Here is an 11,720-nt window from a genome sequence, read left to right as displayed (position 1 = left end):
GGAGCTTCCATGGCACCCATGATCGTCGCGCTGCCCATCGCCGACCGACCGGTTTCGCACGCGTTCTACCGGGACGGGCTGGGGTTCGCGCCGTTCGGCGAGCTCGCGGACGACGGCGTACCGGAACCGCTGCGGTTCGCGCTGACCGGCGGCCTGCACCTGATGTTGATCCCCACCGGCGGTTTCGGCTGGGTCGTCGGCGGCCGCCCGGTCGCGCCGCCCGGCACCAGCGAGTGCCTGCTGAACCTGCCGGCCACCACCGAGGCCGAGGTCGACGCCATCATGACGAAGGCGACCGCCGCAGGCGCCGAGATCGTCACCCCGCCCGGCACCCAGCCGTGGGGCTACGCAGGCGCCTTCGCCGACCCGGACGGCCACGTCTGGCTGGTGACCGCCCAACCGTTCCCCTCGTGACCCGGCGCGGACCTCGTCAGGGAGGCGGACTCTCCGCCGCGGCCAGCAGTCGCCGGCCGAGCAGGCGTGCGGCCTCCTGGACCTCGGGGCACCGCACGATCCGGTACGACGCCGGGATCGCCGCCAGCTGCTCGGCGTACCACGTGGGGTTGCTGGTGCTGCCGACCAGGCGCGTGGTCTCGGTGTCGAGCGGCGTGAGCCGGCCGAGGGTGCGGGGGACGCGGCGCGCCAGGGTGTCGGCGGGCGCGTGGACGATGACCTCGACGTCGTACTCCCAGCCGATGCCCAGATGCTCCTCGAGCATGGCGACCGGGTCGAGGTCGGCGGGTGGGCTGAACGTGTCGTCGAGGATCCGCACCTCCTGGACCCGGTCGATCCGGTACGCCCGCACCGCATCCTTGGCAACGGACCGGCACAGCAGGTACCACCGGCCGTGCCGGACGACGACCGCCCACGGGTCGGCCTCGAGGGTCCACTCCGAGCCGGCCTCGGAGCGGTAGCCGAGCCGCACCCGTTGGCGGTTGGCGCTGGCCTGCACGAGGGTGCTCGCGGTATGCGGATCGGGCCGGGCGGCGGCGCGGTCGGGGGCGGGTGCCGTGGCGCGGCGGACGGTCTCGGCCTGGGCGGCCACCGGCTCCGGCAGCGCCCGGATGATCTTGCCGAGCGCGCTGCCGACCGGGTCGGTGGGATCGCTCGCGTCGTGGTGGCCGTCGAGCACGGCCATGACCAGGCCGAGGGCCTCGGCAGCGCTGAACATCAGCGGCGGTAGCCGGAGGCCGCGGCCGATGCGGTAGCCGCCGTGCGGCCCGCGGACGGCCTCGATCGGGATGCCCGCCTCGCGCAGGATGCCGACGTAGCGCCGGGCGGCCCGCTCCGTGACGCCGAGCTTGTCGGCGAGCCGGTCCGCGGTGATGCCCGGGCTGCTCTGGACCAGCTCGAGCGCGAGCAGCGCCCGGGCGGTGGGGCTCGTGTCGGGTTTCATGGCATCCCGCATTCCGGAAGCAGAGTGTCCGGAATGGAGGTTACCCTGCCGCGCATGACCGAGGGCACCACGATGACGACCACGATGACGACCATGAAGACGCCGATCCCGGCCGAGAAGCTGACCATCGTCCCCGCCAACGAGGCGTCCTGGGACGACCTCGTCGCGATCTTCGGCACCGCCGACTACCCGAGCCGGTGCAAGTGCCAGCGCCTCAAGTTCGCCGGCTGGATGTGGCGCGACTCCACGCAGGAGCAGCGGACCGCGATGCTCCGGGAACAGACCGCCTGCGGCGACCCGGACGCCGCGACCACCAGCGGCCTGGTGGCCTACGTCGACGGCGAGCCGGCGGGCTGGGTCGCGGTCGAGCCGCGCACCGCGTATCCCAAGCTGCGTGGCACGCGCATCCCGTGGAGCGGCCGGGCCGAGAACAAGGACGACGCCGGCGTCTGGGCGGTGACCTGCTTCGTGGTCCGCAAGGGCTACCGCGGTCGCGGCCTCACCTACCCGCTCGCCGCCGCGACGATCGACTTCGCCCGCGAGCGCGGCGCGCGGGCGCTCGAGGCCTACCCGATGATCACCGAGCCCGGCAAGGAGATCACCTGGGGCGAGCTGCACGTGGGAGCCCGGCAGGTCCTCGAGAACGCCGGGTTCGAGGAGGTCAGCCACCCCACGCTCCGGCGCGTGGTCATGCGCGTCGACTTCGCGCAGGGAGGCGACGCGCGGTGACGGCGGCCAAGCGGATCACGCCCCGGCAGTTCCACGAGGCCGACGGCGTCGAGGACTGGCGGATCGTGGGCGAAGGAGCGTGCACGTACTTTCGCACCGGGTCCCTGGCGGCCGGCGCCCGGCTCGTGCACGCGATCAGCGAGCTGACCGGGATCGACGACCGCCACCCCGCCGTGGACGTGCGGCCCGAGGGCGTGACCGTGCGCATGTTCACCTTCGTGTCGGCACCGGAGGGGCTGAGCACGCGCGACGTCGAGCTGGCCCGGCAGATCTCGGCGGCCGCGCGCGAGCTGGGGGTGGCGGCCGACCCGTCCGCCGTGCAGAACCTCGTGGTCTCGGTCGACGCGCTCGTCATTCCCGACGTGCTGCCGTTCTGGCGTGCCGTGCTCGGCTACGAGCCCCGCGCCGACACCCCCGAGGAGGAGCTGACCGACCCGCACCTGCGCGGGCCGGTCGTCTACTTCAACCAGATGGACGCGCCGCGCCCGCAGCGCAACCGGCTCCATCTCGACGTCTGGGTCCCGCACGACCAGGCCGAGCCCCGCGTCACGGCGGCGATCGCCGCAGGCGGCCGCCTGGTGACCGACGAGCACGCGCCGGCATGGTGGGTCCTCGCCGACGCCGAGGGCAACGAGGCCTGCGTGGCCACCGCGTGGATGGGCGACTGAGCCGTTCGGTGGAGCCGGACAACACCCTCACCGGCGGCTGACGCAGCCGGGACACAGGTGGAGTGCCGCGGCGTACGCGTCGGCCAGGCCGGTGCCCTTGTCGAAGCTCGACGTGTACGGCCCGACCGCTTGATAGGGCGCGCCGTCGGTGTACTTGTGTGCGGTGGACTTCAGCGCGTTCTCGATGTCACCGGCGGTCGCCGACGGGTCGGCCTGGAACAGCTGCGCCACGATCCCGGAGATCTCCGCGGCAGCCCACGAGGTGCCCGACATCGTGTTGAACGTCCCGGTGTCGCCCGGTCCCGGACCGTTGTACGACCGGGTGCCCAGCAGCGCGCAGATCACGTGCGCGGGCCGACACGAGGAGACGATGTTCACGCCCGGCGCCGAGATGTCCGGCCATGTGGACGGACTCGACGCGGCCCCCCGGGACGAGGTCGGGGAAATCCGGCCGTCGGTGGTGCCCACACCCAGATCGTCGTAGGACGCCGCGGACAGAATGCCCGGCGTGGGGTCCTCACCCGCCGGATTCGACTGGTCCACGGACCCGTCGCCGCCCTGGTTGCCGTTGGCCCACACCGTCACCACCCCGGCCGCGGCCAACTGCTCCTGCAGGCTGATGATCGTCGGGTCGGACGCTCCCCAGGAGTTGTTGACCACCCGGATGGGCGGACACACCGACACGGGCACACCCGGACCACAGGGCGCCTGGTGGTGCGCCAGCACCCAGCTCATCGCGTTCGCGACCCCGATCAGGGCCACGCTTGCCGAGATCACCACCAGCCGGGCGCCGGGCGCCGCGCCCCCGACACGTGTCCCGTCGGTCAGGGTGAGACCGTTCCCGGCCGCGATGCCGGACACGAAGCTGCCGTGGCCGCCGGTGAGCCCGTCGGTGTCCACCGACGGGGACACGTCGGCGATGCACGAGGTGTCGGTGCTCGCGACGTTCACACACCCGGTCGACGCCAGGCTCCGCACAACCTTGGTGGACCCGGTCAGCTGGAAGGAGGGATGGGTCGGATCCACCCCGGTGTCGATGACCGCGACCGTGACGCCCGCACCGGTCAAGGGCGTCCCGTCGGCCCCGATCAGACTCTGCCGGGCTTGCGCGCTTCGAGTGGCGACGGTGCCGGTCACGTCGACCGGGCCACCGGCCGCGGCAGCGGGCGCGACACCCGACGACCCGGTCACCAGGACCACACACGTCAGCGTCAGCAGGCGTCGTACTACTCGAACCGTCATCTGTTCCCCGCCTCACGACCGTGGGACAGCGCCGTTCCACACTGCACAGCCATCATATGGGCAGGAGCGTGCGACGAGAGACCTCCTGTCGTAGCTCCTCGGCGGCGACTCAGGATGCCTGGAACGTGTAGCGGGTCTGGCTGTACGGCGCCTTGGCGAAGGCCAGCACCTTGGCCGGTGTCACGGCGAAGACGGGTGCCCGGTGGTCACCGGGGCCGGGGTCGCGGAACTGGCCGTCGACGACCTCGAACGGCCAGTCGAGCTTGTCCCGCCACAGCTGCGCGAGCCGGGTCAGCGTCGGCTCGTCACCGACCTGCGCCACGGTGCCCTCGACGACCACGTCAAGGCCCGAGCGGTAGGCGCTCGAGCCGGTGGTGAGCACGCAGCGCGGGTTCGACTCGATGTTGCGGGCCTTCTGCTCGTGCGCCCCGGTGCAGAAGTGCAGCTTGCCGTCCAACCACATCGCGGGCAGCGGTGCCACGTGCGGGCGCCCGTCCCGGCGCACGGTGGACAGCCAGAACATCTCCGACTCACGCAACACCCGCTCGACGTCGGCCCACGGTACGGCCGTGCCGCCCGGCTCGCTGAACTCCGAGACGTACTGGCCGCTCGGCTCGGTCACCGTCATCACTCCTCCTGGCTCGGCGAACGACTCTCGCCAGTACCGACCAACCGGCAAGGCGAAACTCATCGGTCGCGGGCTGTTGTTGATCAAGTGCCGCGTCGAGCGGGCTGAGGCGTTGCCGTAGTCCCAAGATCGCGGCTCGGGTGCGGTCGGCCAGGTGGAGCTCGCGCGGTTCCTCCAGCCACCACAGTGGTACGCGGCGCGGCGCCGCTTCGCGAGGAGGATGTCCGTCTGTAGCGGACGATGAAGGGGAAAGGGATACCTACTCCCGTCCCGTTCTCAACTTATAGCGCACCGGGGGGCTTGCGGCAAGACCCGGGTCGTGCCGCAGAATCCTCGGCCGAGGCCAGAACCTGCGGAAATGGGGAGTAGCGAAGTGCGTGTGTTGTCGACGACCGGGTCGCGCGGGGACGCGACGAAAGACCGCGTGGGGAGTGGCCGGTGACGGACGCCGACGTGATCATCGTGGGCGCCGGCCCGACCGGCCTGATGCTGGCCGGTGAACTGCGCCTGGCCGGAGTGCGACCGCTGGTACTGGAACGGCAGCCGCAGCCCCGGGAGACCGAGAAGGCCGGCGGTCTCGGCGGGCAGATCCTGCAACTGCTGCGCTACCGAGGCCTGCTGGAACGCTTCGCGGCAGCCAGCCCCGATCCCAGCCCGGCTCCCCGGTTCCCGTGGGGCGGTGTGCATCTGGACTTCACCCACCTGGCAGATCCCCCGATGCACGCGATGGTGCTCCCACAACCGCGACTCGAGCGCCTGCTCGACGAACGCGCCCGCGAACTCGGCGCCGACCTCCGCCGCGGACACGAGGTGGTCGGGGTGAGCCAGGACGACGCCACGGTGACCGCGGACGTGCGCGGCCCGGCTGGGCCGTACCGGGTGACCGCCCGATACCTCGCGGGCTGCGACGGCCCGCGCAGCCGGGTCCGGGACCTGGCCGGCATCCCGTTCCCCGGCACCACCTATCCAGAGGTCAACCGGCTCGGCCAGGTCACCATGCCCGATTCGGTGACCCAGCTCGACAACGGCGACTTCGACGTCTCCGGGGTGGGCAGGATCCGTTGGGGTTACACCCGAACGGATCGCGGAGTGTTCGCGATCTCGTCGCACAGCCCCGGGGTTCTGTTTCTCCACACCACCGAGGACGAGTCCCGCGAATACGACGACGACGTGCCGATGGCCCTGACCGAGCTCCAGGACAGCATCGGCCGCGTGCTGGGCGCGAAGCTACCGCTGGGAGAACCGATTCGGCTGTCGCGCTTCACCTTTCAGGCTCGGCAGGCCGATCGATACCGTGCCGGGCGGATCCTGCTGGCCGGCGATGCGGCCCACCTTTTCCCCGCCACCGGCGTAGCTCTCAACGCCGGCATGCTCGACACGGTCAACCTTGCCTGGAAGCTGGCCGCCGACATCCACGGCTGGGCGCCGGCCGGCCTGGTGGACACCTACCACCACGAACGCCACCTCGCCGGCGCACGGGCACTGCTGCATACCCAAGCCCAGGTAGCGCTGCGGCGCGGACAAGATCCAGCCGCCGACGCGCTGCGGGAGGTCTTCCTGGAACTGCTCGCCGACGAGCAGCCGTTGCGCCGCATGGGAGCCTTCGTCGCCGGCACCGACATCCGCTACCCGCTGCCCAACCCCAACCACCACGCCTTGACCGGCACCTTCGCACCCGACCTCACCCTGCACACCGACGAGGGCACAACCAGCGTCGCGGATCTCATGCACCCCGCACGGCCCATCCTCCTCGACCTCGCCGACCGCCCGGACCTCCGCGAAGCCGCCCGGGACTGGCGGCATCGTGTCGACATCCACACCGGCAAAACCGGGGACCGGCCGGCCGACGCCCTCCTGATCCGCCCGGACGCCCACATCGCCTGGGCCGCCACCGTCGACGAACCCGCCGACACCGCCGCGCCCGCGCTGCGCGAAGCGCTCTCCGGCTGGTTCGGCCCGCCCCGGACAACGACCGTGCCCACCATCGACCGACCCTCCTGACGGGCCGACCGAACATCGCCAGGAGCGCTCAGCCCGTCGGCCGCGAACCTTCCGACGGCTGAGCGCGCACGGCCCGCGCCGGCTCGTCGACCGCTATGCGGCTACGAGAGTGCTTGCGGCGTCGGACAGTCTCTCCCTGAGACGGAGTCGCCGTGCTCGCGCCGGCTGGTTCAGTGGGCGAAGTCCCAGCGGGTGGCGCCGTGTGGCTCGGCGGAGCCCACGCCGATGGCGGTGTGCAGCGTGAGGCGGTACAGGTGCCAGGGCGCGGGGCCCGCGCTGGGCGCGCTGTACGGGGCGGTGAGCGCGTCGCCCTCCACCGAAGCCGGCCAGCCGCCCGTGCGGTAGACGGCCGCCACCCGCTCCAGCGTGGCGGCGTCGGTGACCCGGCGGGCCTCGCCCTCCAGCACCAGGTCGATGCCGCGCAAGCGCACCGACACGCTGCACGCCGGGTTCGCCGCCAGGTTGCGCGACCTACGGGTGCCCGGGCCGCCCGTGAAATACAGCGCGCCGTCCACCCACACGGCGCCCACACCGGCCGAGTGCGGCCGTCCGTCGGGCCGCACGGTCGCCACGAAGAACGTCAGGTCGGCCCCGGGTGTGTCGCCGGCGAGGACGTCGCGCGGACGGCTCCACGGCAGCTCCGCGGAGCCGTATCGGTCGAGGTTGGTGGTCGAGATCGGGTCTGTCCTGGTGTCAGTCATACCCGTACGTCGAACCGGGCGACCCCAGATCGACACCCGGACCGGCGAAATTCCGGGTGGTCACTGACGAGCGGCGATCTGGATGAGGTTTCCGCACGTGTCGTCGAAGACCGCGGTCACCACGGGTCCCATCGGCAGAGGTTCCTGCGTGAACTTCACTCCCAGCCCCTGCAGGCGCTCGGCTTCCGCTGAGACATCGGCAACCGCGAACGAGGCGGCGGGGATCCCGTCCGCGACAAGCGCCTCCTTGAAGGGCCGCACCGCGGGGTGGCCGTCCGGCTCGAGCAACAGTTCGGGCCCTTCTGGCTCCTGTGGAGACACCACCGTGAGCCAGCGGTCGTCCCCCAGCGGGACCTCGTCCTTCTTTTCGAAACCGAGGATCTCGGTGTAGAAGCGAAGCGCCTTGTCCTGGTCGTCCACGAACACGCTGGTGATGTTGATCTTCACGATTTGCCTACCTTCCGTCGTTGATCGGCCATCGCTCGAGGATGACCCGCAGCGGTGACGTGTCGAGGCGATGGAACTTGTACCGGCCTTCCCTCCTCGTGGTGACCAAGCCGGCCTCCTCGAGGACGTCGAGATGCTGCGAGATTGCTTGTCGAGAGGAGCTCAGCCCGTGCTTCATCGCGAGCCGGGTGCACAGCTCGAACAGCGTCTGATCGTTCCGGTCCCGCAGTTCGTCGAGGATGGCACGACGGGTCGGATCGGCAAGAGCCTTGAACACGTCCGCCACGCGGCGACTATAGGCAAGTGCACACTTGCATGTCAACAAGATCAGCAAGACCCGCGGCGTGACGGCCCAGCGCCAATGCCAGCCAGCGAGCCAAGCCGTGCTCGCGGAGCCGGGCTTGGCGCGCGTCAGCGGCGCAGGGTGGTCTCCCGCTGCATGTGCGACAGCTTCTCGGGATTGCGCACGGCGTAGAGCCCGGTGACGAGGCCGTCGTCGATGCGCACCGCGATGACGGTGTCGATCTCGCCGTCGAACCGGACAATCAGCGCCGGGTAGCCATTGACCTGTGCCGGCTGCAGCGACGCCGTGGCGGCGATCCTGCTCAGCCCGGCGGCCAGCACGCGGGCCACGCTGTCGGCTCCCACGACGGGCCGCAGCACGGCCTGCTTGACTCCGCCACCGTCACCCATGAAGACGACGTCCGGGGCGAGGATGTCGAGCAGGCGTTGCAGGTCTCCCGTGTCGGCCGCCCGTTGGAACGCCTCGAGCGCGTCCCGGGACTCGGCCGGGGAGACAACCCCGCGCGGCCGGCGCGCCGCGACATGTGCCCGCGCCCGGTGCGCGATCTGGCGGACCGCGGCCGGGCTCTTGTCGACGGCTTCCGCGATCTCGTCGTACCCGACGTCGAACACCTCGCGCAGCACGAACACCGCCCGCTCGGTCGGCGCGAGCGTCTCCAGCACCAGCAGCATCGCCATCGAGACGCTGTCGGCCAACTCGGCGTCCTCGGCCACGTCGGGCGCGGTGAGCAGCGGCGCGGGCAGCCAGGGGCCGACGTAGGACTCCCTGCGGCGGCCGAGTGCGCGCAGCCGGGTGAGCGCCTGGCGGGTGGTGATCCGGACCAGGTACGCCCGCTGGTTCCGCACGGTGTCGAGGTCGACGCCCACCCACCGCAGCCAGGTCTCCTGCAGGACGTCCTCCGCGTCGGCGGCCGAGCCGAGCATCTCGTAGGCGACGGTGAACAGCAGGTTGCGGTGGGTGAGGAACGCCTCGGTGGCGGGGTCCGGGCGGTCGTTCTGGCCCGTGCTCCCGCCGCGATCGTCGGGGGCGGTCTGCGACGTGCCGGCCATGGGTGGGCTCCCTGTCTCTTCGCTCTCGACTGTGTCACCCATCGGACACCGGGCCCCGCCGCTTTGTGACACCCAGACGGTAGCCAAGGCAGTCACCTGCTGGTGGCGCGCGTCACGTAACCGCGCTGTCACACGGATCGGGTCGCCGGCATCTCGTGTTCGTTCAGTGCGCCAGCACGCGACACCACGAGTGAGGACGAAGTCATGGAACCCCGTATCGACCTGATGACCAACGAGATCGGCGTCAAGTTCGCCAAGCGGTTCGCCAACGCCGCCCTGGTGATCGACCAATCGTCACTGCCGAAGGCCACCCAGGAGCTGGTGTCGCTGCGCGCCAGCCAGATCAACGGCTGCGGCTGGTGCATCGACATGCACACCAAGGATGCCGCGGCCGCGGGTGAAACCGCGGTCCGGCTCAACCTGGTCGCCGCCTGGCGCGAGTCCACCGTGTTCACCGAGGCCGAGCGGGCCGCGCTGGCGCTCACCGAGGAGGGCACCCGGCTCGCCGACGCCCACCACGGCGTGTCCGACGAGACCTGGGCGCAGGCGCGCAAGCACTACGACGACGACCAGATCGCCGCGCTGGTCGCCCTGGTCGCCCTGATCAACGCGGCCAACCGGCTCGCCGTGATCCTGCACCAACAGGGGGGTTCCTACGAACCCGGCATGTTCGCCAGCGTGTCAAGCTAGTCCGCCTCCCCGGGATTCAAAGTGTCCGTTGCGTCCCGGCGAATGGTGCGGGTATCGACGTGGATGGTGGCTGGGTGCCGTCACTAGTCCGCCTCCCCGGGATTTCAAAGTGTGCGTTGCGTTCCAGCGAATAGTGCGGGTATCGGGGTGGGTGGTGGCTGGGTGCCGTCACGGTCCCCTGAGGTTCCGGCAGTCGGCGCAGGACTAGTCCGCCTCCCCGGGATTTCAAAGTGTGCGTTGCGTCCCAGGGAATGGTGCGGGTGTCGGGGTGGGTGGTGGCTGGGTGCCGTCACGGTCCCCTGAGGTTCTAGTCCGCCTCCCCGGGATTTAAAGTGTGCGTTGCGTCCCAGCGGAAGTGCGGGTATCGAGGTGGATGGTGGCTGGGTGCCGTCACGGTCCCCTGAGGTTCCGGTGGTCGGCGCAGTCGGCGCGGGGCTTCACCCGATGATCTACGAGACAGGCCTTTAGACCATGTACTGGTCGTGCTTCGCGAGGAACTCCGCTCGTTCCTCGGCGGTGAGCTGGCGTTTCGAGTCGATCAGCTCGGCCAGTTCGCGGAAGTAGTTCTCGCGCGGCGGGGCGGGCGCGAACAGGATCAGCATCGACGCCGGGGCGTCGCTCTCGTTGCGGAAGGCGTGGATGCCGCCCTCCGGGACGTAGAGGAAGTCGCCGGCTGAGGTGTCGACCCAGTGCTCGCCGTCGAACAGGCGGACCGTGCCCTCGACGATGTAGAACGACTCCGAGAACGTCTTGTGGAAGTGCGCTTCCGGGCCGCCCGCCCGCGGCGCCATGTTGTACTGGAACAGCCCGAACTGCCCGTTGGTGACCGACCCCGTGGCCACGAACGCGTTGGTGACGGTGGGCCGGACGAGTGTCTCGACCGCACCGATGGGCCGGTAGGTGGCGTTGATCTTCCCCGAGTCGCCGACGTACGACACGCCGTTCTCCCCTCCGTCGCGGTCTGCCACGATGGTACTGCCATGACCGACCGCCCCCACGTGCTCCTGAGCTGCGCCCTCTCCCTCGACGGCTACCTCGACGACGCCACCGGCCGCCGCCTCGTGCTGTCCAATGCGGACGACTGGGACCGGGTGGACGAGGTTCGCGCCGGCAGCGACGCGATCATGGTCGGCGCCAACACCATCCGCCGCGACGACCCGCGCCTCGAGGTCCGGTCCCCGCGGCGACGCGCCGCGCGGGTGCGCGCCGGCAAGCCGGAGACCCCGCTCAAGGTGACCGTCACGGCCACCGGCGACCTCGACCCCGGCGCGCGGTTCTTCGCCACGGGCGAGCAGCTCGTGTACGCCCCGGACGGCGTGACCGGCCCCGGCACCGTGGTCCCGCTCGGCGCGCGGGTTCACTTCGGCGCGGTGCTCGAGGACCTGGCCCGGCGCGGCGTGCGGCGGCTCATGGTCGAGGGCGGCGCGAGCGTGCACACGGCGCTGCTCACCGCCGGGCTCGCCGACGAGCTGCACGTCGTGACCGCGCCCTTCTTCGTCGGTGACAGCAGCGCGCCCCGCTTCGTCCACGACGGACGGTTCCCGTGGGACGGCGAGCACCGGGCAACACTCGTCGAGGCCCGCCGGCTCGGCAACGTCGTGCTGCACCGCTACCTGCTCAGCCGGTCCGAAGTGGACCGACACTGGCTGCGCGAGGCCGTCGAGCTGTCGCGCCTGTGCCCTCCGTCGAGCGGCGCGTTCGACGTCGGCGCCGTCATCGTCGACCGGCAGGGCGAGGAGATCTCCCGCGGCTACTCCCGCGAGCTCGACGACACCGGGCACGCCGAGGAGAACGCGCTGGCCAAGCTCGACCCGGCCGACCCCCGCCTCCCCGGCGCGACGATCTACAGCTCGCTGGAACCGTGC

General features: G+C 71.1%; 14 protein-coding genes. 6 read left to right on the top strand and 8 right to left on the bottom strand.

All coding sequences use genetic code 11. The features are described from left to right. The coding region (locus tag VGD70_RS18725) for a VOC family protein (RefSeq protein ID WP_331082987.1) at window positions 1–414 on the top strand (414 nt) is incomplete at its 5' end. Between the two features lie 16 nt (window positions 415–430). Here the strand turns inward: VGD70_RS18725 and VGD70_RS18720 are convergent. Beyond that, a complete protein-coding gene (locus VGD70_RS18720) occupies window positions 431–1,396 on the bottom strand; it encodes a helix-turn-helix transcriptional regulator (RefSeq protein ID WP_331082985.1) in 966 nt (321 codons plus the stop codon). A gap of 54 nt (window positions 1,397–1,450) precedes the next feature. Between VGD70_RS18720 and VGD70_RS18715 the strand changes: the two genes are divergently transcribed. Continuing rightward, on the top strand, window positions 1,451–2,125 hold the full coding sequence (locus tag VGD70_RS18715) for a GNAT family N-acetyltransferase (protein WP_331082983.1): 675 nt from the start codon (window positions 1,451–1,453) through the stop codon (window positions 2,123–2,125). Continuing rightward, window positions 2,122–2,793 (top strand): VOC family protein, encoded by a 672-nt coding sequence (locus tag VGD70_RS18710; protein WP_331082981.1) that lies wholly within the window; start codon window positions 2,122–2,124, stop codon window positions 2,791–2,793. Before VGD70_RS18715 ends, VGD70_RS18710 begins: the two co-directional genes overlap by 4 nt. A gap of 27 nt (window positions 2,794–2,820) precedes the next feature. Here VGD70_RS18710 and VGD70_RS18705 read toward each other — a convergent pair whose 3' ends face one another. After that, entirely contained in the window at window positions 2,821–4,035 is a 1,215-nt protein-coding gene (locus tag VGD70_RS18705) for a S8 family serine peptidase (RefSeq protein WP_331082979.1), read from the bottom strand. A gap of 109 nt (window positions 4,036–4,144) precedes the next feature. After that, the gene (locus VGD70_RS18700) at window positions 4,145–4,663 is read right to left on the bottom strand and encodes a pyridoxamine 5'-phosphate oxidase family protein (protein ID WP_331082977.1); all 519 of its coding nucleotides are present in this window, start codon (window positions 4,661–4,663) and stop codon (window positions 4,145–4,147) included. Window positions 4,664–5,101: 438 nt separating this feature from the next. On the opposite strand from VGD70_RS18700, the gene VGD70_RS18695 reads away from it, so the two are divergent. Continuing rightward, a complete protein-coding gene (locus VGD70_RS18695; protein WP_331082976.1) occupies window positions 5,102–6,664 on the top strand; it encodes an FAD-dependent monooxygenase in 1,563 nt (520 codons plus the stop codon). Window positions 6,665–6,834: 170 nt separating this feature from the next. Here the strand turns inward: VGD70_RS18695 and VGD70_RS18690 are convergent, their stop codons facing one another. The 4 genes from VGD70_RS18690 to VGD70_RS18675 form a co-directional block, all read right to left on the bottom strand. Continuing rightward, on the bottom strand, window positions 6,835–7,365 hold the full coding sequence (locus VGD70_RS18690) for a pyridoxamine 5'-phosphate oxidase family protein (protein WP_331082974.1): 531 nt from the start codon (window positions 7,363–7,365) through the stop codon (window positions 6,835–6,837). Window positions 7,366–7,425: 60 nt separating this feature from the next. Beyond that, window positions 7,426–7,815: a VOC family protein gene (locus VGD70_RS18685; protein ID WP_331082989.1), complete on the bottom strand. Its 390-nt coding sequence runs from the start codon at window positions 7,813–7,815 to the stop codon at window positions 7,426–7,428. A 4-nt stretch (window positions 7,816–7,819) separates the two neighbouring features. Then, entirely contained in the window at window positions 7,820–8,098 is a 279-nt protein-coding gene (locus VGD70_RS18680; protein ID WP_331082972.1) for a metalloregulator ArsR/SmtB family transcription factor, read from the bottom strand. 125 nt (window positions 8,099–8,223) lie between these two features. Further along, on the bottom strand, window positions 8,224–9,165 hold the full coding sequence (locus VGD70_RS18675) for an RNA polymerase sigma-70 factor (RefSeq protein WP_331082970.1): 942 nt from the start codon (window positions 9,163–9,165) through the stop codon (window positions 8,224–8,226). A gap of 204 nt (window positions 9,166–9,369) precedes the next feature. On the opposite strand from VGD70_RS18675, the gene VGD70_RS18670 reads away from it, so the two are divergent. Further along, the gene (locus tag VGD70_RS18670; protein WP_331082968.1) at window positions 9,370–9,855 is read left to right on the top strand and encodes a carboxymuconolactone decarboxylase family protein; all 486 of its coding nucleotides are present in this window, start codon (window positions 9,370–9,372) and stop codon (window positions 9,853–9,855) included. 464 nt (window positions 9,856–10,319) lie between these two features. Here the strand turns inward: VGD70_RS18670 and VGD70_RS18665 are convergent, their stop codons facing one another. Further along, window positions 10,320–10,793, bottom strand: coding sequence for a cupin domain-containing protein (locus VGD70_RS18665; RefSeq protein ID WP_331082966.1), 474 nt, complete (start codon window positions 10,791–10,793; stop codon window positions 10,320–10,322). A 42-nt stretch (window positions 10,794–10,835) separates the two neighbouring features. Between VGD70_RS18665 and VGD70_RS18660 the strand changes: the two genes are divergently transcribed. Beyond that, window positions 10,836–11,720, top strand: an 885-nt coding sequence (locus tag VGD70_RS18660; protein WP_331082964.1) for a dihydrofolate reductase family protein, incomplete at its 3' end; no start/stop codon positions are given.

It is taken from the genome of Actinophytocola sp. (genome assembly GCF_036402745.1).
Lineage (GTDB): Bacteria > Actinomycetota > Actinomycetes > Mycobacteriales > Pseudonocardiaceae > Actinophytocola.
The sequence above is the reverse complement of the archived record's forward strand: the minus strand, read 5'-3'. Positions and strand labels throughout refer to the sequence as shown.

Bases quoted from the DNA above. Each gene is read 5' to 3' on its own strand.
- VGD70_RS18690 (WP_331082974.1), bottom strand. From the start codon at position 7,365: ATGACTGACACCAGGACAGACCCGATCTCGACCACCAACCTCGACCGA.
- VGD70_RS18700 (WP_331082977.1), bottom strand. From the start codon at position 4,663: ATGACGGTGACCGAGCCGAGCGGCCAGTACGTCTCGGAGTTCAGCGAG.
- VGD70_RS18670 (WP_331082968.1), top strand. From the start codon at position 9,370: ATGGAACCCCGTATCGACCTGATGACCAACGAGATCGGCGTCAAGTTC.
- VGD70_RS18720 (WP_331082985.1), bottom strand. From the start codon at position 1,396: ATGAAACCCGACACGAGCCCCACCGCCCGGGCGCTGCTCGCGCTCGAG.
- VGD70_RS18675 (WP_331082970.1), bottom strand. From the start codon at position 9,165: ATGGCCGGCACGTCGCAGACCGCCCCCGACGATCGCGGCGGGAGCACG.
- VGD70_RS18715 (WP_331082983.1), top strand. From the start codon at position 1,451: ATGACCGAGGGCACCACGATGACGACCACGATGACGACCATGAAGACG.
- VGD70_RS18705 (WP_331082979.1), bottom strand. From the start codon at position 4,035: ATGACGGTTCGAGTAGTACGACGCCTGCTGACGCTGACGTGTGTGGTC.